Raw genomic sequence first — 21,793 nt, 5'->3', positions numbered from 1 at the left:
GGCGTGACAGCCTTCCTTTTTCGCTTGCCGGCCGGTGGCGCGGCCTAGAGCGGCTAACAACATAGCGTAGCGGCCCTGTAGCAAGGAGGCGCCACGCAGCAGCAGGGTTTTTGTTCGCGGCTCTTAGAAACGACGTGACAAGGTGGCCTTGTGCATGATGGTGGTGGCGATTTCTTCGATGGACTTGTGGGTGGTGCTGATGAAGGGCACGCCGTGGAAGCGGAACATCGATTCTGCTTCGTTTACCTCGAAATGGCAGTTGTCCAGGCTGGCGTATTTGGAGTCCGGGCGGCGTTCCTGGCGAATATGGTGCAGGCGCGCCGGATCGATGGTCAGGCCGAACATCTTGTTGCGGTAGGGCAGCAGCATCTTGGGCAGGGTGGGGCTGTCCAGGTCTTCCGGGGTGAGCGGGTAGTTGGCAGCCTTGATGCCGTATTGCAGCGCCAGATACAGGCAGGTGGGGGTTTTGCCCGAGCGTGATACGCCCACCAGGATGACGTCGGCCTCGGCCAGGTCTTTCAGTTTTACGCCGTCATCGTGATTGAGCGAGAAATTGACCGCTTCGATGCGGTGGTCGTATTTCTCCTCGCTGCCCACACCATGGGCTTTGCCCAGCGTCAGCGAGGCCTTCTGCCCCAGTTCGGCTTCCAGTTCGCCGATGAAGGTATCGAAGAAATCCACCACCAGGGCATTTTCGATATGCAGTACCTGGCGTACTTCCGGGTTGACGATGCTGGTGAACACCAGTGGCTTCAGGTGATCGGCTTCGGCCACGGCTCGGATGTGGTGTACCACCACCTGGGCCTTTTCCACGGTATCGATGAAGGGGATGGCCTCGCGCTTGAATTCCAGGGTATCAAACTGGGTCAGCAGGGTATTACCCAGCGATTCGGCAGTGATGCCGGTGCGGTCGGAGATGAAAAAGGCGGAGCGGCGGTGTGGCATGGATGCACCTGTTTCGGAATCGATAAGAAAATAGTTGTGAGGGATTATACCCCTGCCCGCCGACTGTACGGCAGCGGTGAGGGTGCTGGCATGAATTGGCCATGATCCGCCCTGGCTATGGCTTTTGTTGTAGTTGCCACACTACATTGCGGTCACAAATCGGCAAAGAAACGCCCTTACACTCACCATTCTCGGGCGTGGTTTGCATTGATATGGGGCAAACCCTGATGTTGTGCGCTGCAAAATGGGCTACGCAAGTCCTGTGGTATTCGGCTAGAATGCGGGTTTTCTATCCGTCCAATCCAACACAGGAAGTGAAGTGATGGCAGAGAACTACGTCATCTGGTTCGAGAAGCTGCGCATGACTGACGTTGAACAGGTAGGCGGCAAGAACGCCTCCCTGGGTGAAATGATCAGTCAGCTGGCAGGCTCGGGCGTCCGAGTCCCCGGTGGTTTTGCTACTACCGCGGATGCCTACCGAGATTTCCTCCAGCACAATGGCTTGGCTGACAAGATCAGCGCCGCGCTGTCCAATCTGGACATCGACGACGTGACCGAGTTGGCGCGAGTCGGCAAGGAAATTCGCCAGTGGATCATCGATACCCCTTTCCCGGCCAAGCTTGATGAAGATATCAAGACTGCCTGGGACAAGATGGTCGCCGATGCCGGTGGTGCTGATATTTCCGTAGCAGTCCGTTCTTCTGCAACCGCAGAAGATCTCCCCGATGCCTCGTTCGCAGGCCAGCAAGAAACCTTCCTGAACATTCGTGGCCTTGAAAACGTCAAGGATGCGATGAAGCACGTTTTTGCTTCTCTGTATAACGATCGCGCCATCTCCTACCGCGTACACAAAGGCTTTGCCCACGATGTGGTGGCTCTGTCTGCTGGTGTACAGCGCATGGTGCGTTCCGACCTCGGCGCCGCCGGTGTGATGTTTACCATCGACACCGAATCCGGCTTCGAAGACGTGGTGTTCATCACCGCTTCTTATGGTTTGGGCGAAACCGTGGTGCAAGGTGCAGTGAACCCCGACGAGTTCTACGTACACAAGCCGACCCTGAAGGCAGGTCGTCCGGCTGTGCTGCGCAAGAACATGGGTTCCAAGCTGATCAAGATGGAATTCACCGATGCTTCCCAGGCTGGCCGCTCGGTCAAGACCGTGGATGTGCCGGCTGAACAGCGCAAGCAATTCTCCATTACCGACGCGGAAGTGGCGGAACTGGCTGAATACGCGCTGATCATCGAGAAGCACTACGCCCGTCCGATGGATATCGAATGGGGCCGTGACGGCGAAGACGGCAAGCTGTACATCCTGCAAGCCCGTCCAGAAACCGTTAAGTCGCAGGAAGACCGCAAGGACACCCTGCGTCGCTACCGCCTGAACAGCAAGTCCACCGTGCTGTGCGAAGGCCGCGCCATTGGTCAGAAGATTGGCCAGGGCACCGTGCGCACCATCAAGGACGCTTCCGAAATGGATCGCGTCAAGGCTGGTGATGTACTGGTGACCGACATGACCGACCCGGACTGGGAACCGGTGATGAAGCGTGCCGCCGCCATCGTGACCAACCGTGGTGGTCGTACCTGTCACGCGGCGATTATCGCCCGCGAACTGGGTATCCCGGCCGTGGTGGGTTGTGGTGACGCCACCGACATCCTGCGTGAAGGCATGCAGGTGACTGTATCCTGCGCCGAAGGCGATACCGGTAACATCTATGACGGCCTGCTGGATGTCGAAATCATCGACCTCGAGCTGGACAAGATGCCGGCCGCTCCGGTCAAGATCATGATGAACGTGGGTAATCCGGAACTGGCCTTCGACTTCGCGCAGCTGCCGAACGAAGGTGTGGGTCTGGCGCGCATGGAATTCGTGATCAACCGCCAGATCGGTATTCACCCCAAAGCCCTGCTGGAATTCGACACCCTGCCGGCCGACCTGAAGGCGACCATCAGCGATCGCATTTCCGGCTACGCCAGCCCGGTTGACTTCTACGTGGACAAGATTGCCGAGGGTGTTGCTACCCTGGCCGCAGCCTTCACCCCGAAAAAGGTCATCGTGCGCATGTCCGACTTCAAGTCGAACGAGTACGCCAACCTGATCGGCGGTCAGCTGTACGAACCGCACGAAGAAAACCCGATGATCGGTTTCCGTGGTGCTGCACGCTACGTGGCTGAATCCTTCCGTGACTGTTTCGACCTGGAATGCCGCGCCATCAAGAAGGTGCGCGACGAGATGGGTCTGGTCAACGTGGAAGTGATGATCCCGTTTGTGCGTACCCTGGCTGAAGCCGAGAAGGTTGTGGAAATCCTGGCTGCCAATGGTCTGAAGCGTGGCGAAAACGGCCTGCGTCTGATCATGATGTGCGAACTGCCGACCAACGCTGTGCTGGCCGACAAGTTCCTGCAGTTCTTCGACGGTTTCTCTATCGGTTCCAACGACATGACCCAGCTTACCCTGGGCGTGGACCGCGATTCCGGTGGCCCGATTGCCGCCACCTTCGACGAGCGTAACGAAGCCGTGAAAGCCATGCTGCACATGGCGATCCAGGCTTGCCGCAAGGCCGACAAGTATGTCGGCATCTGTGGTCAGGGCCCGTCGGATCATCCGGACTTTGCCAAGTGGCTGGTGGAAGAGGGCATCGAAACCGTGTCCCTCAACCCGGACACCGTGGTGGAAACCTGGCTGTACCTGGCCCGTGAACTGAACGCCTAAGCCTGCAACTGCAGGCTAGACAAGAACCGCCCTCTCGAGGGCGGTTTTTTTATGGGTGCTCAGTCTGGGCATGGCTGGTCTAAAGGACGGGGTTGGCTGATGACTGCTTTAAGCATGGCTTAAGCTCGCCCAGCTTAAATGGTGGGGCACTTTCCATCCATACAAGGACAGATCATGAAAAAAATTCTTGCCATGCTGAGTATCGCCGCCCTGCTGCCGTTGAGTGCCCATGCCGAATTTGTTGGCGAAGGCAGCACCCCGGCACTCACCACCGTTGCCAAGGCACTGCAGGCCGCTGACGACAGCCGCGTCATGCTGGAGGGCAATATCGTCCGCCAGATCGATAACAAGCATTATGAGTTCAAGGATGCCAGCGGTACGGCAAAAGTGGAAATTGACAGCAAGTATCTGCCGGCTGAAAAATTTACCGCGCAGAGCAAAGTCCGTTTGCAGGGCAAGGTAGACAAGGAATTTTCTGGCAGCAAGATTGATGTCAAAAAAGTGGAAATTCTCAAATAGCCCGACTGGGGCCGCACGAGCATGAAAAAACCGGACGATTGTCCGGTTTTTGTTTTGCTGGCCGTGGGTGCTGTCAGGCTCCGCGCGGCAGCCCCAGCGCGTAGCGGATGACTTCGCGCTTGAGCGGGCCGGCCTTGTCGGCCAGCTTCAGTCCCAGCTTGCGGGCGGCCTTGAGCGGGCCGATATTGTTGGCAAAGCCATAGCAGAAGGCGTCCATGCCGGTCTGCATCGCCAGATTGGCCGGTTTGCGGCGGCGTTCGTAGCGCTTGAGCACGCTGGCGTCGGCGAAGTCGCGGCCTTCACTGACGGCATCGCCGATGACCTCGGCCAGTACCGCCACATCCTGAAAGCCCAGATTCACCCCTTGGCCGGCCAGCGGGTGGATGGTGTGGGCAGCATCACCGGCCAGTACCACACCGTCTTTCACATAGCAGGCGGCATGGCGACGGGTGAGGGCGAAGGAACCACGCGCCAGCAGCTGGCGGATGCCGCCCAGTTTCTGCGGGAAGTTGGCGCAAAAGGCCGACACCAGTGCTTCATCCGACAGCGCCAGCAGTCGCTTGACCTCGGTTGGCGTGTTGTACCACACCAGTGAGGCGTGGCTGCCGGTGAGCGGCAGGAAGGCCTGCGGACCGCTGGCGGTGAAACGCTGCCAGGTGATGTCCTGCTGGCCGTAATCCATTTCGCAGCTGGCCACCAGCGCATGCATGGGGTAGTCCCAGCTGGTAATGCCGATGCCGGCTGCATCGCGCACCTGCGAGCGCGCACCATCGGCGGCAACCAGCAGGCGGGCCACCAGCACGCTGCCATCTTCCAGCGTGACGCGCGAGGCCTTGGGCTCGTAAACAATAGCGGTGATGCGCGCCGGGCACAGGTAGCGGATATCGCTTTTTTGCTGCAGGCAGGCGGTGGTGGCCAGTTGCACGATGCGGTTTTCCACGATGTGGCCCAGAGCCTCCACGCCGGCTTCGGCGGCATCGAACAGCGTGCCGTTGCTTTCCTGGTCTTCCCACACCTGCATGCGGCGGTAGGGGGCGGCGCGCATGGCGAGGATGTCTTGCCAGGCTCCCAGCCCGTCCAGCAGGCTGGCCGAAGCCGGGCTGATGGCCGACACCCGCAAGTCGGGTGGCTGGGCGCTATCAAAAGGCTGCGGCGCGGCCTGTTCCAGTACGGTGATGCTCAAACCCTTGCCGCTAAGGGCAGAGGCCAGGGCGCTGCCCACCATGCCACCACCCACGATCAAAATATCCACGTATTCCATTGCCAGCCTCATTGGGCGCATTTGCGCCTGATTCTCGTTGCACTGATGACGCGCGATTGTGGCAAAGCCCGTCGCCGGCCGCTTTGGTCTGGATCAAGGCTGCGCCAGCCGGCGGGGACTGTTTCAGGGTTTTTCGCCGGAATACAGCGGGCGCTCTTCCAGTACGGCGCGCAGGCGCGGGGTGACATGCTGGATGAAGGCTTCGTATTTTTTCGGCAAGGGCTGGCGATAGGGAAACACCAGATACACCGGCCAGCTGCCGCCCTGCCAGCCGGGCAATACCGGTACCAGATGGCCGCTCTCCAGATAATGGCTGGCCACATAGTGCGGCAGCAGGGCCACGCCGTGGCCGGCAATCAGCCCGGAAATCAGCGAGGCGTACTGGTCGCATACCAGCATGGGGCGAGTGGTGATGGATTTGAGCTCGCCGTCTTTTTCCAGCCGCCATTCCCGCCCGTAGACATGGTGGCTGTTGAGCAGGATGCGGTGGCGGCACAGGTCGTCCGGGCTGTTGAGCGGTGGAGCCTTGGCCAGGTAGTCGGGTGAGGCATAGGGCGCTTCCCAGACAAAGCCCAGTGGCTTGGCCACCAGCCGGTCGTCGTGCACATTACGCGAGCGGATGCAAAAGTCCACACCATCGTTGATCGGGTCTTGCAGGCGGTTTTCCGCGCGCAGCTCCAGTTCCAGATCCGGATGACAGGCCGCCAGCTCGGACAGCATGGGGGCCAGCAGGTACTGGGCAAACGAGGCGGTGGCGCTGATGCGCAGCGGCCCTTCGATCAAGCCCTGGGCCTGTTCGATATCCGGCCCCACCTGCTCCAGCATTTCGCGCAGCTGGCGGGCATGCTCGGCCAGCCGCCGGCCGGTTTCGGTCAGCGCTACCCGCCGGGTATTGCGCAGCACCAGCACCGTACCCAGTCCTTGCTCCAGCTCTTTTACCAGCTGGCTGATGCGGCTTTTGGCGCAGCCGATGTCATCGGCTGCGGCGGTAAAACTGCCTTTGCGGGCCAGGGCATCAAAGGCCAGCAAGGCATCGGGCGAGGGAGTCAGGCTTGTTTTCATGGCAGAACAGTAAGTGAGTGAGCCGGCTTATTTAGCTATTTTTTCACGATGATAGCATAGGAATAGCCCTGTTTTTTGAACAGTGATAAGAGTTTTCCCAAGGCCATGCCAGCAAACGCCCAGGGCTGTCATTGGCATTATTGTTCTTTTTGTTGAACATTGAAGATTTTATATTGGGCTTATTCAAGATATTTGTCCTGCGTATGATTGATTGGCATGTTTTTTAGAACGATGGGCAAGTCATGAAAGGCAAGACAATGAAAGTACTGGTTATTGGTGGGCGCGGTGTGATCGGTAGCGCCGTGGTGGCGCTGCTGTCGGCAACGCATCAGGTGCTGGTGGGCGGGCGCAGCAGTGGTGATGTAGCGGTGGACATGACCGACCCGGCCAGCATCGAGGCGATGTATCAGGCGCATCCTGATCTGGATGCCGTGGTGGTGACTGCCGGCCATGTGCCGTTCAAGCCGCTGTCGCAACTGAGTGAGGCAGACTGGCAGGACGGGCTGAATGACAAACTGATGGGGCAGGTGCGGCTGGTGCAGAGCGGTGCACGTCATCTTAAAGCCGGTGCGGTGTTTGTGCTGACTTCCGGCCTGCTGGAGCGTGAACATATCCGCGGCGGTAGTTGCGCCAGCCTGGTCAATGCCGGCCTGGCTGCTTTTGTGCGCTCGGCCGCGCAGGAGCTGTGGGGCCAGGCGCGGGTGAATCTGGTCAGCCCCGGCCCGGTGGCGGGGGATGAACGCGGTGCCGAGGCCTTTGCCGGTTTCATGTCGATCAGCAGCGAACAGATTGCCCAGAGTTATCTGCGTGCCCTGAGCCAGCCCTTGAGCGGCAAGGTGCTGGAAGTCTTTGCTGAAGTCACGCGCTAGGACGGGATATGGGAGAATGACCGCCGCTGGCGATGGCCGCCGGCGGCTTTTTCTTTTGCGATGGATGACCCATGTTGCCCGCCTTTGCGCTTAGTACTGCCATGTTGTTGTGGGCCAGCGCCTTTATCGCGCTCAAGATCGTGTTTGCCGTATTCGACCCGCTGGCGGTGCTGTTTGCCCGCATGATCATCGCCAGCTGCTGCCTGTTGCCCATGCTGTGGCAGCGTGGCGAGCGCTGGCGTTACCAGCGCGGTGACTGGCGCTGGATGCTGGCCATGGGCCTGGCCGAACCCTGTCTGTATTTTCTGTTCGAGGCGCAGGCGCTGGTGAATACTTCGGCCTCACAGGCCTCGGTGATTACCGCTACCTTGCCGCTGCTCAGTGGCGTGGGAGCCATGTTGTTCCTGCGCGAAAAGATGACGCCACGCAGCTGGCTGGGGCTGGTGGTGTCGTTTGTCGGTGTGCTGTGGCTGACGCTGGACGGCCAGGCTTCGGCCCATGCGCCGCACCCGGCCTTGGGCAATCTGCTGGAGTTCTGCGCCATGCTGTGCGCCACCTGCTATGTGCTGATTGCCAAGCGGCTGTCGCGCCGCTATTCGGCCCTGGCCATCACCGGCATGCAGACCGTGCTGGGCAGCATCTGGTTCGGCGCGGCCTTGCTGACGCCGTGGGCGCAGTGGCCCACGCACTTTCCATTGCTGCCCAGCCTGCTGGTGCTCTACCTGGGGGCCTGCGTCACCCTGGGGGCTTACGGCCTGTATACCTGGGCGGTCAGCAAGATGCCGGTGGCGCACGCCTCGGCCTTCATCAATCTGATTCCCTTGTTTACCGTGCTGCTGGCCTGGCTGTTGCTGGGTGAAACGCTGGTGGGCAGCCAGTGGCTGGCCTGCCTGCTGGTGCTGGGCGGGGTGGTGCTGGGGCAGGAGCGTGCTGGCAGTCATTGATACGGCAGGGGCAGGGTGCCCCGTGCCGGGCCGCCGGTCCAGCGGCGATCCAGCTGGTTTTGCATCAAGGGAGTAGGCAGGTGCGATGTCGTGGCTTCAGTTTTGGCCAGACTGGCCGATAGTGAAGGCAGCGCGCGCAGATTGCCACTTGGCATGAGCAGGCGTCACTGGCGTGGCGGGCGTCAGCCAAGCACAACAACAGAATGGATGGCGGTGATGAACAGACAAGGGCGAAATGCCGGCAGCAATATGGTTTTTCTCTGGCTCGGGCTGGGAATGCTGGCTCAGCAGGCGATGGCGGAAGACAAGGTGGGGGCTCCCATCGTATTGCCGGGCAAGCAAAGCCCGAGCGCGAGCGCGGCCAAGCCGGCGGCTGCCGAAGCAGCATCGGCACCGCTCGCCAGCCACAAGACCATTATCCTGCCAACCAAGCTGGCCGCTTCGATGGCAGCGGCCCGTGCCAAACCCAAGGAGCCGGAGGTCATGGCGCCCGAGGTAAAACAGGCAGCCGCTCCTGAAATCAAGGCTCCGCAGGGCCCTAGCCCGGAAGTCCACGCCCCGGGCAGCAAGCCGCATGCCAAGGCGCTGACGCATAAAAAGCCTGCCAGACAGCAAAAGCCCCGCCGGCCAAGCACCAGCTCGCCCTATGCCTCGCAGTTGCAGCAGATCCGTCAGCAAGTGGCGCACATCATGGCGGCCAGCAGCCGCCATTTCAACGGACAGGATCGTGGCTATTTCCGCTCGCTCAGTGAGCCGCAAGCCGCCCGTGCCACGGTGGTCAGCTGCGCCGACTCCAGTGTGCCGACCGATATCCCGGCCAAGGGCGCGGTGGATGGCCTGTATCTGGTGCGCGATGTCGGCAACCAGTTGCAGCCCATGGTGGGCACCATCGAATACGGCATCCGCCAGCTGCATACGCCGGTGCTGATTTTTGCCAGCCATGCGGCCTGCGCATCAATCAAGGCCGCCGCTGGGGAAGAGGAGCCATCCAGCCCGGATATGGCGACCGTGGTGCACCATATGGGTTTGCCTCAGGGGATAGACAGTACCAATGGTGCGCTGCTCAATATCAATAATCAGGTGGAAGGTGCCATTCTGACCTTCTCTGGTGAAGTGGAAGCCGGCCGGCTGGCGATTCTGGGCGGCTATTTCGACTGGCGCAATGATCTGAAGCGGGGCAGCGGCAAGCTGATCATCACCAATCTGAACGGCGAAACCGACCCGGCCAGGATCCGGCAGCTGATGAAGCAAGGTCAGTATTTCAAGTACAGCTTCATGCACTGACGCCCAGCCATCCCCTGTCACGACCGACCGCCACCGCGCCATTGCGCCGTGGCGGTTTTGTTTTGTGGCATGTTGCCTGGCTGGTTGTAAGCCGGTCGCTACAAATCCTTGGCATGGCTTTTCCATGTGGGCGCTCGGTTTATTCAATTGGGCGATGAAATTGCTGCGCAGATTTGGCCTGGCGCAAAACGCTGGCTCAATAAAGGGAGTAATCTGGCTTTAATTAAGAAGACGCCTTGAAAACAAAGGCTGTCTGACAATTTTACCGTACAGATTAATTGACGTTTTTGTAGTGGCTTAATTACAAAAATGGCGCGGTGAGCCGGATAAACAGATGCCGCGATTATTTATCCATGTAAATGGAATAGTCGGCTGGCCATTTATCCGCTCTGACAGATTTCTTTCCTTATTGGAGTAGCATCATGTCGGTTTCCACTCTTGAACAACTCGATGCGCTGGTAGCGCGTGTCAAACAGGCCCAGGCGGTTTTTGCCGAGTTTTCCCAGCAGCAGGTCGATGCCATCTTCCGCAGTGCCGCGCTGGCCGCGGCCGATGCCCGCATTCCGCTGGCACGCATGGCGGTGGAAGAAACCGGCATGGGGGTGATGGAAGACAAGGTGATCAAGAATCACTTTGCCTCCGAGTACATCTACAACAAGTACAAGGATGAAAAAACCTGCGGTGTGCTGTCGGAAGACGACAGCTTCGGCACCATCACCATTGCCGAGCCCATTGGCATCCTGTGCGGCATCGTGCCCACCACCAACCCCACTTCCACCGCTATTTTCAAGGCGCTGATCGCCCTGAAAACCCGTAATGCCATCATCTTCTCGCCGCATCCGCGTGCCCGTCGTTCCACCTGCGAAGCGGCACGGCTGGTGCTGGACGCCGCCGTGGCCGCCGGCGCACCCAAGGACATCATCGGCTGGATCGACGAGCCCAGTGTGGAGCTGTCCAATGCGCTGATGCAGCACCCGGACATCAACCTGATCCTGGCCACCGGCGGCCCCGGCATGGTGCGGGCTGCTTATTCTTCCGGCAAACCGGCCATTGGCGTGGGTGCCGGCAATACCCCGGCGGTGATCGACGAAACCGCCGACATCAAGCGCGCCGTGGCCTCCATCCTGATGTCCAAGACCTTCGACAACGGCGTGGTATGCGCTTCCGAGCAGTCGGTCATCGTGGTGGACAGCATTTACGCGGCCGTGCGTGAGCGCTTTTCGCGCCATGGCGGTTACCTTCTCAGCGCGCAGGAAACCGCTGCGGTGGCTGGGGTCATCCTCAACCGTGGCAATCTGAATGCCGCCATCGTCGGCCAGAGCGCGGTGAAGATTGCCGCCATGGCCGGCATCACGGTGCCGGCCGATACCAAGGTGCTGATTGGCGAAGTGAGCGATCTGACCAACGACGAAGCCTTCGCCCACGAAAAACTGTCGCCCACGCTGGCCATGTACCGCGCCCGCGATTTTGTCGATGCCTGCGACAAGGCGGCGGCGCTGGTGGCACTGGGCGGCATTGGTCATACCTCGGCGCTGTATACCGATCAGGACTTGCAGGGCGAGCGCATCCGCTACTTTGGCGACAAGATGAAAACCGCGCGCATCCTGATCAATACCCCGTCCTCGCATGGTGGCATTGGCGACTTGTACAACTTCAGCCTGGCCCCGTCGCTGACGCTGGGTTGCGGTTCCTGGGGCGGCAACTCGATCTCGGAAAACGTCGGCCCCAAGCATCTGATCAACAAGAAAACCGTGGCCAAGAGGGCGGAAAACATGCTGTGGCACAAACTGCCCAAGTCGATTTATTTCCGTCGCGGCTGCCTGCCGGTGGCACTGGAAGACCTGGCCGGCAAAAAGCGTTGCCTGATCGTGACCGGGCAATACCTGTTCGAACACGGCTTTGTCGACGAGCCCATCCGCCTGCTGAAAAAGATGGGGCTGGAAGTGGAAGTGTTCTTCGAAGTGCCGGCCGACCCCACGCTGGCCATCGTGCGCAAGGGGGCTGATCTGGCCCATGCCTTCCAGCCCGATGTGATCATGGCGCTGGGTGGTGGCTCGCCGATGGATGCCGCCAAGATCATGTGGGTGATGTACGAACACCCGGAAGTGCATTTCGCCGACCTGGCATTGCGCTTCATGGACATTCGCAAACGCATTTACCAATTCCCCAAGCTGGGTGGCAAAGCCATGCTGGTGGCCGTGCCCACCACATCCGGCACCGGCTCGGAAGTGACGCCGTTTGCCGTGGTGACCGACGAAGTGACCGGGGTGAAATACCCGATTGCCGACTACGAGCTGACGCCGCATATGGCCATCATCGATGCCAATCTGGTGATGGACATGCCCAAGTCGCTCACCGCCTTTGGCGGCATCGACGCGGTGACGCACGCGCTGGAAGCCTATGTCTCGGTGATGGCCAACGAGTATTCCGACCCGCAAGCCTTGCAGGCGCTGAAGCTGCTGAAGGACTACCTGCCTTCGGCCTATGCCAAGGGCGCTGGCGACCCCAAGGCGCGCGAACAGGTGCACAACGCCGCCACCATCGCTGGCATCGCCTTTGCCAATGCCTTCCTCGGCGTCTGCCACTCCATGGCGCACAAGCTGGGAGCGGAGTTCGGCCTGGCACACGGCCTGGCCAATGCCTTGCTGATCAGCAATGTCATCCGCTACAACGCGGCCGACATCCCGACCAAGCAAACCGCCTTCAGCCAGTACGACCGGCCCAAGAGCGTGGCCCGCTATGCCGAAATCGCCCGTTACCTGGGGCTGGAAGCCAGCCGTGATCACGAGCGGGTGGAAAAACTGGTGCAGTGGGTGGACGAGCTGAAGCAGAGCCTGAACATCCCCATGTCGATTCAGGCTGCCGGGGTGGGCGAGGCGGATTTCCTGGCCAAGGTGGACAAGCTGGCCGAGGCGGCTTTTGATGACCAGTGCACCGGCGCCAACCCGCGCTATCCGCTGATCAGCGAACTGAAGCAACTGCTGCTGGACAGCTACTATGGCCACGCCTGGTGCGAAGCCCATCTGCGCGAGGCCGCCACTGCGGATGCTGCACCAGTGGTGAGCGCCAAGTCCAAGGGCAAGCTCAAGGCGGTATAAACCTTGGCACAGCACAGGCCCGGAGCACGCTCCGGGCTGCAGCCTGCTGACCAAGTGATTTGCTGCGATGGCACCGGGCCCGGCAAAGCCGGGCCTTTCGACTTACTGATTGCTTCCGCAGCCTTGCCATCTATTCCCCATCCTCCCGCCCTTACCCTGTAAGGGAGTCTCGCTTTCTTTTCAGAAAGCGAGAGAGATTGCCAATCAGCTGAGTCCCGGAGCACGCTCCGGGTTTTTTTGCGTCCGACACCGCTGCGGATGCTGGTCGCCGTGCCGGCTGGCGCAGTAGCATGCAGACTGCTTTGCCGCATCAGGAGGAGGGCGGATGGCCGAACGCATCGCATATCACCGTAGCGCCCTGCATGGCATTCACACCATGCAGGCGGACAGCTGCCGCGCATTTGCCCGCCATTGCCACGAGGAATACGGCATCGGGCTGATCGTGCGCGGGGCGCAGCGTTCTTTCAGTGGTCGCGGCATGGTGGATGCCGGGCCGGGGGACATCATCATGGTCAATCCCGGCGAGGTGCACGATGGCCAGCCCTTGCAGGAGGACGGCCGCGCCTGGCGCATGCTGTATATCCAGCCAGCACTGTGGCAGCAACTGGCTGAGGAACTGGCCGAGCAAGAAGGCAGCCCGCAGCCCCTGCTGTTGCCGCAGCTGAGTGATGCCGGCCTGCGGCAGCAGTTTGTCCAGGTGTTTGCCTTGTTGCGTGGGGAGGCGGTGGCCGGGCTGCCGGCAGAACAGGCCATGCTGCAGCTGTTGGCGCGGCTGTTGCCCGCGCATGGCTATCGCCAGGCCGCATCGGCCTGCTCCGCCACCATTGCCCGGGTGCGGGCGCTGCTGGATGATGCACCCACTCAGCCACACAGCCTGTCCGCGCTGGCAGAGCTGGCTGGCATCAGCCGTTTTCGCCTGCTGCGCAGCTTTAGCCAGCAGTTGGGTTGCAGCCCGCATGACTACCTGCAACAGCGGCGCCTGAACCTGGCGCGTGGCCTGATGGCGCAGGGCAGGCCGCTGGCTGATGTGGCGGCGGCTGTTGGCTTTGCCGATCAAAGCCATATGAACCGGGTGTTCCTGCAGCGGCTGGGCATTACTCCCGGTCGTTATGTCCGGGCGCTGTGCTAAGAAGCTGTTCATCCCCTGCTGCAATAACATCCAAGCCGGAACAGGCCGGCATCGGTTTAGCTAACGGTTTCATCAGCTGTGACTGGAGCCGCCGATGTCCTCCCGCTGGATTGCCTATCTCTATCTGCTGCTGGCCATGCTCGGCGCCGGCAGTACCGTGGTGGTCAGCAAGCTGGTGTCCGCCAGCCTGCCGCCCTTTACCGCCACCGCCATCCGTTTCGGCATGGCCTTGCCCTTGTTCTTGCTGCTGATGGGCTGGCGGCGTGCGGAGTGGCCCAGGCTCTGCCGGCATGACTGGATCATGCTGATCCTGCAGGCGGGGGCCGGCAGTGTCGGCTATACCGTGTTGCTGCTGGCGGGCGTGCGTTTGAGCACCGCCGCCAGTGCCAGTGTGATGATGGGCACGCTACCGGCCGTGTCCAGTCTGCTGGCGTGGCTGCTGTTTCGCGAAAGCATGCACTGGCGGCAAGGGCTGGCCCTGCTGCTGTGCAGTGTGGGGGCGGTAATGGTGTCCTTGCGCAGCGGTGCGGCACTGTCATTCGGCAGTGCCGGCGAGCTGGCCGGCAATGGGCTGATCCTGCTGGCGGTGGCCTGCGAAGCGCTGTTCATCCTGCTGAACCGGCGTTTGCATCAGCCATTGCCGCCGCTGGCCTTGTCTTGCTATCTGTGCGCGCTGGGCTTGTTGCTGGCCTTGCCGGCCGCAGCGCTGGAGTGGCGGGGCAACTGGCAGGTGTCTGCGGCTGCGCTGCTGGGCCTGGCCTATTATGCGGCGGTGCCAACCGTGCTGGGCTTTGTGCTGTGGTATGCCGGGGCTGCGCGGGTGGCGGCCAGCGAGGCGGCATTGTTTACGGCGGTGTTGCCGGTGTCGGCGCTCGTGTTTGCCGCTGCGTTATTGCAGGAGGAAATCCGTCGCGCCCAGCTGGCCGGCATGGCCTGCGTGCTGGCAGCCTTGTTATTGCAGTTCTTGCCTGCAATGCGGCGTTCCGTGCCGCCAGCTGCCACAGGTGCAGGGCAAGCGGAGTAAGCGGCAAGCTGCGCATGCCGAGCATGCTTGCTAACAGGTCAAAGATTCTGTCATAAATGGTGACCACTTCAAGCACTGGAGCAGATCATGCAGCTGAGCGACTTTCCCTTTGGTGTGACCGACTGGTCGGCCATCACCGCTACCGAGCATCCCGGCGAAAGCGGCATGGCGCTGTGGCGCACCTGCCAGTTCGGCAGCATCCGCGTGCGCATGGTGGAGTACAGCCCAGGTTATCTGGCGGATCACTGGTGTCGCAAAGGCCATATCCTGCTCTGTCTGGAAGGCGAATTGCTGACCGAGCTGGCCGATGGCCGCCGCTTCATGCTGACCCCTGGTCTGAGCTATCAGGTAAGCGACGATGCCGAGCCGCACCGCTCGTCTACCAGAACGGGGGCGCGGCTGTTTATTGTTGATTGAACGTGGTCCCGCTCACGCAGCATGGCCTGGCCACGCGCCGTGCTGCCGAGCCTGCTTTTCCCTTCCTTGTCTTCTCCTGCCGCTCTGTCTGACGCCATTCCTTCCTGCCTACCTGTTTGTCATTGCCGCTTTCCCTCATTACTTTTATTGCCAATGCCGTTTATTTTTTGGTGATTTTCTTATTGGCCATTGCTTCATATCGAAAGAGTAAACAGGCCAGCCCATGATGCTGATATTGCATCGCTGGTCATCGGGTTCTTAATGCAAGTTTGATTTGGCTTATGCTCGAATCAACACAAGCCTGTAGTATTACTCCTACATAATGATTGGCAATCGCGTTGGGGCTGTAGGCAGAGGCGCGCGACAAATACAATAACATCAATTATTTAGCTAGTTTGTGGTGACCTAACAAATACAGAGAGAGCACAAGTAATGCTTATCAGCAATATGAGTATCCGCAGCAAGTTTTTTGCCGGATTTGGCTTGATTTTGGCCTTGATGTTGATAATTGGTATCAATGCCGGGCTTGGCGTGTCTGCGCTGGCCGAGCAGGCCAATCAGATTGAAAACGACATCTATCCCAAGGCGCAGCTGGCGAATAATCTGGTCAAGCGGGCCATTCTTGCTGAAGATCTGTGTTATCAGGCAGCACTGGAAACTAATTCCAGCCAGCTTGATAAGCTGGTTGACAGTATCAAGCTCAATGCCAAGGCAAATAGCGACGATATGGAAAGATTATCGCTGCTGGTTAAATCGCCTGAAGGCAAACGTTTGTTTGATAATATCCAGAATGCCCGTGCCGCCATCCGCAGCAAATACGACACGCTATTTGCCTTGTTGAAAGAGAACAACAGCAGCAAGTCACTGGATTTTGTCAAAACCGAATTCAGTCCTTCCTTGAAAGGTTTTCAGGATGCGGTAAATGAGCTGTCGCATCATCAGGACCAGAAAATGAATACGGCGGTCGGCAATATACGGGAACAGGCTCATGACACCGGCACCATCGTCATGATCGTGGCCAGTGTTGCCATGCTGCTGGGCATCGGGCTGGCCATCATCATGTCGGCTAATATTGCCCGGCGTATCGGCATGGCTCAGCAATTGGCGGAGCAGGTGGCCGCCGGGAATCTGCAACCTGACGACAGGAAGGCCGGCCCGCAGGATGAACTGGGCAAGCTGATGCACTCGCTATTGCAAATGCGCCAGGAGCTGGCCGGCATCATCCGCCAGGTGGTGCAGGGGGCGCAGGAGGTGGCGCAGACCGCACAGCAGGTGTCCACCGCCAGCAGCCAGGTTTCCTCCAGCGTGCACACCCAGTCGGCATCGACTTCATCGGCGGCTGCGGCGGTGGAGCAGCTGACGGTGAGCATCGAGCATGTTTCCGGCAATGCGCGTAGTGCGGCAGACAAGGCCAGTGATGCCGGTGCCGCTTCCGATACCGGCGGTACCCATGTCGCTGCGGCCACCGAAGACATCCAGACCGCTGCTGGTGATATCCGCGAGGCTGCCGGTGACATCATCAATCTGTCCGAGCAGGTAAAGGGCATCGGTAATATCGCCACCGTGATCAAGGATGTGGCGGATCAGACCAATCTGCTGGCACTGAATGCGGCCATCGAAGCGGCGCGTGCCGGCGAGCAGGGGCGTGGTTTTGCCGTGGTGGCCGACGAGGTGCGCAAGCTGGCAGAGCGCACTTCACGCTCGGTGCAGGAGATCGCCAGCATTACCGGCAGCATCGACCACGAAACGGCGATGGCGGCCGAGCGCATGCAGCAAGCCAGTCAGGATGTGGCCAGGGTGGCGGATACCGCCAGCCTGGCACGGCAATCCATGCATGCCATCTGCGACCGCTCGGCCGAGGTGACCGTGGCGATGAATGAAATATCCGATGCGCTGGGCGAGCAGCGCACGGCAGCCAGCAGCCTGTCGCGCAGCGTGGAGGCCATTGCCCAGATGTCGGAAGAGAATGCCGCCGCCATCGGCTCGGTGGCCGGTGCGGCCAGCCGCATGGCGGCGACTTCGCAAACCCTGCAGCAAAGCGTGGCCAAGTTCCGGCTGTAAGCCGGCTTGGGCCGGGCCGCGTGGTGTGTTCAGGCCGGCTTGCTGCTCTTGCGTGGTTTGCCGGCCGCTTTGCTGGTGGCCGCACTGTCGTCGGCACTGATGGCCACCGGTTTGACCTTGGCGCTGGCTGCTTTGGGTTTCACCGCCGGTTCGCCCTTCTGGATATGCAGCAGGCGGCGGCGGATGTCGTCGGTATCCAGCCAGATATCCTCGCCCTTGCTGATGCGCTCCAGCTCCTGATCGCTGAGGAAGGGGCGGCAGACATTGCGCATCACCTTGTCGAACCACTTGCGGCTGGCCATCACCTGCGCTGCCTGCTCGTTCCCTTTGCCAATGGAGGCGGAGGAGTAGTTGTGGAACATCAGCTGGCAGGTGTCGTGCACGATCAGCTCGTCCCCAGCCAGGAAGATCAGCGCGCCCATCGAGTAGGCACGGGCTTCCAGAATGGTGATGACGTGCGCCTCGCTGGCGGCGATGTTGTTGATGATCTGCAAGCCGGTATCGAAATTGCCACCCGGGGTGTTGAGGTGCAGGAAGATCAGGTCGGTGGCACTGGCGGTGCGCAGGGTGTACAGCAGGTCGGTGTACTGGATGGGGTCGACGATTTCGCCGGACAGATAGTAGGAAATCTGCCGGATCACACCTTGTGATTCGTAGCGGCGGAAGGCGGGCAGTTTGACTGCATCATCGTCGTCATCGTCACTGCCACCATGTAGCGGTGCTGGGTAGCGGGGCTGGGACATCGCGTTTCCTTTTTGCTTTCTGGAGGGGAATTCTGCGGTCTTGCCCTTGCAGTGTAGTCCCGCCAGCGCGGTGGCGGCCAGCGTGTTTCTGCTGCGTTTTGCGCTTGGGCAAATGGCAAATGACAAACCGGCTGCCAGAAAAAACGCCTGCGGCACAGGGCGGCAGGCGTTGTGGCTAAGTCAGGAGTGCAGACTCAGCTCAATTCTTTCAGCAGCTCTTTCACCCGTACCAGGCGCAGGCCGACTTCTTCGATGTGGGTTTCCACCCGCAGCTTGTCCTGGCCGGCCAGCTTGTAGTTCTTCTTGCTCTGGATCAGCTGGATGATCTTCATCGGGTCGATCGGCGGATTCTTGATGAACTGTAGCTGGATGGCCACTTCGCTGGCGTCCAGCTTGGCCACGCCCAGCGGCTTGGCCAGCAGGCGCAGGCGGTGGCTTTCGATCAGCGTTTTCACCGTTTGCGGCGGCAGGCCGAAGCGGTCGATCAGCTCCTCGTGGATGGCGTCGATCTCCTGTTCGCTGTCGCAGGTGGCCAGGCGCTTGTACAGCACCAGCCGTTCATGCACGTCCGGGCAATAGGCATCCGGCAGCAGCGCCGGGCTGTGCATATTGATTTCGGTGGTGACGCCCAGCGGCGCGTCCAGGTCGGGTTCGCGGCCTTTTTTCAGGTCGCGCACCGCCTGTTTCAGCATCTCGGTAAACAAGGAGAAGCCCACTTCCTGCATCTCGCCCGACTGGCCCTCGCCCAGCACTTCGCCGGCACCACGGATTTCCATATCGTGCATGGCCAGATAGAAACCGGCGCCCAGCTCGCCGGATAGCTGGATGGCTTCCAGCCGCTTGCCGGCATCCTTGGTCATGCCATCCGGCGTCAGCAGATAGGCATAAGCCTGGTGATGGCTGCGGCCCACCCGGCCACGCAGCTGGTGCAGCTGGGCCAGGCCGAACTTGTCGGCGCGGTTGATCAGGATGGTGTTGGCATTGGGAATATCGATGCCGGTTTCGATGATGGTGGAGCACAGCAGTACATTGAAGCGCTGCTGCAGGAAGTCGCGCATCACCTGTTCCAGCTCGCGTTCGCGCAACTGGCCATGGGCCACGCCGATGCGCGCTTCCGGCACCAGTTCGGCCAGTTTTTCCCGCATGTTCTCGATGGTGTCGACTTCATTGTGCAGGAAGAATACCTGGCCGCCGCGCTTGAGTTCGCGCAGCACCGCTTCGCGGATCACCCCATTGCTGGCCGGGCTGATGAAGGTTTTCACTGCCAGCCGGCGGTTGGGCGCGGTGGCGATGACCGAGAAGTCACGCAGCCCTTCCAGCGCCATCGACAGCGTGCGTGGAATCGGCGTGGCGGTGAGGGTGAGCACGTCGACATTGGCGCGCAGGCGCTTGAGCTGTTCCTTCTGGCGCACGCCAAAGCGGTGTTCTTCGTCGATGATCACCAGCCCCAGGTTCTTGAACTGTACGTCCGGCTGCACCAGCTTGTGGGTGCCGATGACGATGTCCACCGTGCCCTCGGCCAGCCCGGCCAGCGCCGCCTTGCTTTCCTTGGCGCTGCGAAAGCGCGACAGCTCGGCAATCTTGATCGGCCAGTCGTTGAAGCGGTCGGAGAAATTCTGGAAATGCTGCTCGGCCAGCAGGGTGGTGGGCACCAGCAGCGCCACCTGCTTGCCACCCATCACCGCCACAAAAGCCGCGCGCAGTGCGACTTCGGTCTTGCCAAAGCCCACATCGCCGCACACCAGGCGGTCCATCGGCTTGCCGCTGCACATATCGTGGATGACGGCTTCGATGGCATTGGCCTGGTCGATGGTTTCCTCGAAACCGAAGCCGGCGGCAAAGGCGTCGTAATCATGGTGGGACAGGGTAAAGCTGTGTCCTTCGCGTGCGGCACGCTGGGCATAGAGATTGAGCAGTTCGGCGGCGGTGTCGCGGGCTTTTTCCGCGGCGCGCTTCTTGGCCTTTTCCCAGGCCGGGTTGCCCAGCTTGTGCAGTGGGGCCTGCTCGGACGGGCCGCCGGCATAGCGCGAAATCAGGTGCAGCTGGCTTACCGGCACATACAGGGTGGCATTGTCGGCGTATTCCAGCTGCATCAGCTCGGTTTCGCCTTCGCCCAGGTCCATCGATACCAGGCCGATATAGCGGCCAATACCGTGCTGCTCGTGCACCACCGGGTCGCCGGATTTCACCTCGGCCAGGTCGCGCAGCATGGAGTCCGAACTCATCTTCACATGGCGGCGGCGGGTATGGCTGCGTGCGATGTGCTGGTACAGCTCGCTCTCGGTAATGATGGACAACGGCGGTTGCTGCTGGGCAAAGCCGGAATATAGCGGGGCCACCACCAGCGCCAGCGGCATGCTGCCGCTGGCAAATTCCTGCCAGTGGTCGATCAGTTGCGGCTTGATGCCGTGTTCCTGCAGGAACTGCACCATGGTTTCGCGCCGGCCCAGGCTTTCTGCTGTCAGCAGCACGCGCTGGCCGCTGCTTTGCAGATAGTGCGCCAGCTTGTGCAGCGGGTTGTCGGCGCGGCGTTCCACCGCCAGGTCGGGCAGGGCCAGGCTGAGGTCATCCGGCTCGCCACTGGCGGGAATTTCAATGCGCGAATAGGGCTTGATGCGGCCGAGGAACTCGTCCTGGCGCAAAAACACATCGGCCGGCGGCAGTACCGGACGTTCCGGATCGCCCTGCGCCATGTGGTAGCGGTTCTGCACATCTTTCCAGAAGGTGTCGGCAGCCCCGGCCACGTCGCGGTGCAACACCACCAGCGCGGATTCACCCACGTAGTCGAACAGGGTGGCGGTTTCGTCGAAGAACAGCGGCAGGTAGTACTCGATGCCGGCCGGGAACAGATTGGCCGATACCTCTTTATAAATGCGGCTTTTGGACGGATCGCCCTCGACCCGCTCGCGGTAGTGCTGGCGGAAGGCGGTGACGCCGCTTTCGTCGGCCGGGTATTCCCGTGCCGGCAGCATGCGGATTCCCGGCACCGGGTACAGCGTGCGCTGGCTGTCCGGATCGAAGGTGCGCAGGCTGTCGATTTCCTTGTCGAACAGGTCGATGCGGTAGGGCAGGGTGCTGCCCATGGGGAACAGGTCCACCAGCCCGCCACGAATGGAAAACTCACCCGGGGCCATCACCTGGGTGACGTGGTTGTAGCCTGCCATCACCATGTCGGCGCGCAATTGCTCCACATCCAGTTGCTGTTTGCTTTGCAACAAGAAGGTGCGACCCAGCAGATAGCTGACCGGGGCCAGCCGCGTCATGGCGGTGCTGACCGGGGCAATCACCACCTGGCATTCGCCGCGATGGATTTGCCACAGCGTGGCCAGCCGCTCGCTCACCAGTTCGCCGTGTGGCGAAAAATGGTCGTAGGGCAGGGTTTCCCAGTCCGGCAGCAAGGCGGCCTTGATGTCGGGCGCAAACCACGGCAGCTCGGCCTTCAGCCGCTGGGCGGCCTGGGCATCGGCAGTGAGGATGAGCAGGGTGTGGCCAGCCTGGGCCAGACCAGCCAGTACGGCCGCGTCCAGACCATCCGGCAGGGCGGGGCAGCGGGTCTTTTGACCGGCCGGGGCAATGCGGGGCAGAGTGTCCAACATTCTTCTTCACATTCGTGGATCTGCGGGTATTATACCAGCGGGCATTTCATACCAAAGGTGTGTTTGCCATCCATTTACAAGAGGCCACAAGGCCCGCAATCCGCCAGGCATCTGAACCACACTTCAAATAA

General features: G+C 60.8%; 15 protein-coding genes. 10 read left to right on the top strand and 5 right to left on the bottom strand.

The genetic code is table 11. The features are described 5' to 3' along the window. Window positions 1–123 precede the first annotated feature (123 nt). Complete coding sequence (ppsR, locus tag EAY64_RS06975) at window positions 124–945, bottom strand: posphoenolpyruvate synthetase regulatory kinase/phosphorylase PpsR (protein ID WP_103524059.1); 822 nt, start codon at window positions 943–945, stop codon at window positions 124–126. Window positions 946–1,267: 322 nt separating this feature from the next. Between ppsR and ppsA the strand changes: the two genes are divergently transcribed. Further along, entirely contained in the window at window positions 1,268–3,655 is a 2,388-nt protein-coding gene (gene ppsA / locus EAY64_RS06970; protein WP_103524058.1) for a phosphoenolpyruvate synthase, read from the top strand. Window positions 3,656–3,829: 174 nt separating this feature from the next. Then, the gene (locus EAY64_RS06965; RefSeq protein WP_158604631.1) at window positions 3,830–4,174 is read left to right on the top strand and encodes a YgiW/YdeI family stress tolerance OB fold protein; all 345 of its coding nucleotides are present in this window, start codon (window positions 3,830–3,832) and stop codon (window positions 4,172–4,174) included. Window positions 4,175–4,247: 73 nt separating this feature from the next. Here EAY64_RS06965 and EAY64_RS06960 read toward each other — a convergent pair whose 3' ends face one another. Both EAY64_RS06960 and EAY64_RS06955 read right to left on the bottom strand, forming a co-directional pair. After that, complete coding sequence (locus tag EAY64_RS06960; protein WP_103524056.1) at window positions 4,248–5,435, bottom strand: FAD-dependent monooxygenase; 1,188 nt, start codon at window positions 5,433–5,435, stop codon at window positions 4,248–4,250. A 123-nt stretch (window positions 5,436–5,558) separates the two neighbouring features. Continuing rightward, a complete protein-coding gene (locus EAY64_RS06955) occupies window positions 5,559–6,497 on the bottom strand; it encodes a LysR family transcriptional regulator (protein WP_103524055.1) in 939 nt (312 codons plus the stop codon). Window positions 6,498–6,754: 257 nt separating this feature from the next. Here EAY64_RS06955 and EAY64_RS06950 point away from each other — a divergent pair, with 257 nt between their 5' ends. The 8 genes from EAY64_RS06950 (at window position 6,755) to EAY64_RS06915 (ending at window position 17,323) form a co-directional block, all read left to right on the top strand. Beyond that, window positions 6,755–7,366, top strand: a complete 612-nt coding sequence (locus tag EAY64_RS06950; protein ID WP_158604630.1) for a short chain dehydrogenase — start codon at window positions 6,755–6,757, stop codon at window positions 7,364–7,366. 71 nt (window positions 7,367–7,437) lie between these two features. Beyond that, window positions 7,438–8,310 carry a DMT family transporter gene (locus EAY64_RS06945; protein ID WP_103524053.1) on the top strand — a complete coding sequence of 291 codons (873 nt, stop codon included), beginning with the start codon at window positions 7,438–7,440 and terminating at the stop codon, window positions 8,308–8,310. 249 nt (window positions 8,311–8,559) lie between these two features. Beyond that, window positions 8,560–9,594 carry a carbonic anhydrase gene (locus EAY64_RS06940; protein ID WP_158604629.1) on the top strand — a complete coding sequence of 345 codons (1,035 nt, stop codon included), beginning with the start codon at window positions 8,560–8,562 and terminating at the stop codon, window positions 9,592–9,594. A 422-nt stretch (window positions 9,595–10,016) separates the two neighbouring features. Then, window positions 10,017–12,692 (top strand): bifunctional acetaldehyde-CoA/alcohol dehydrogenase, encoded by a 2,676-nt coding sequence (gene adhE, locus EAY64_RS06935; protein ID WP_103524051.1) that lies wholly within the window; start codon window positions 10,017–10,019, stop codon window positions 12,690–12,692. A 325-nt stretch (window positions 12,693–13,017) separates the two neighbouring features. Next, a complete protein-coding gene (locus EAY64_RS06930; RefSeq protein WP_103524050.1) occupies window positions 13,018–13,821 on the top strand; it encodes an AraC family transcriptional regulator in 804 nt (267 codons plus the stop codon). 94 nt (window positions 13,822–13,915) lie between these two features. Then, entirely contained in the window at window positions 13,916–14,845 is a 930-nt protein-coding gene (locus tag EAY64_RS06925; protein WP_103524049.1) for a DMT family transporter, read from the top strand. Between the two features lie 87 nt (window positions 14,846–14,932). Then, complete coding sequence (locus EAY64_RS06920; RefSeq protein WP_103524048.1) at window positions 14,933–15,262, top strand: DHCW motif cupin fold protein; 330 nt, start codon at window positions 14,933–14,935, stop codon at window positions 15,260–15,262. A 432-nt stretch (window positions 15,263–15,694) separates the two neighbouring features. Continuing rightward, window positions 15,695–17,323, top strand: coding sequence for a methyl-accepting chemotaxis protein (locus EAY64_RS06915; protein ID WP_103524047.1), 1,629 nt, complete (start codon window positions 15,695–15,697; stop codon window positions 17,321–17,323). Between the two features lie 29 nt (window positions 17,324–17,352). Here the strand turns inward: EAY64_RS06915 and EAY64_RS06910 are convergent, their stop codons facing one another. Together EAY64_RS06910 and mfd are read right to left on the bottom strand one after the other, a co-directional pair. Next, window positions 17,353–18,066, bottom strand: a complete 714-nt coding sequence (locus EAY64_RS06910; RefSeq protein ID WP_103524046.1) for a Clp protease ClpP — start codon at window positions 18,064–18,066, stop codon at window positions 17,353–17,355. A 194-nt stretch (window positions 18,067–18,260) separates the two neighbouring features. Further along, the gene (mfd, locus tag EAY64_RS06905) at window positions 18,261–21,662 is read right to left on the bottom strand and encodes a transcription-repair coupling factor (RefSeq protein ID WP_103524045.1); all 3,402 of its coding nucleotides are present in this window, start codon (window positions 21,660–21,662) and stop codon (window positions 18,261–18,263) included. Window positions 21,663–21,793: the final 131 nt, after the last annotated feature.

Origin of the sequence: Aquitalea palustris (assembly GCF_003693445.1) — a bacterium.
Taxonomy (GTDB): Bacteria; Pseudomonadota; Gammaproteobacteria; order Burkholderiales; family Chromobacteriaceae; genus Aquitalea; species Aquitalea palustris.
This window is presented reverse-complemented; position numbering and strand designations above follow the sequence as displayed.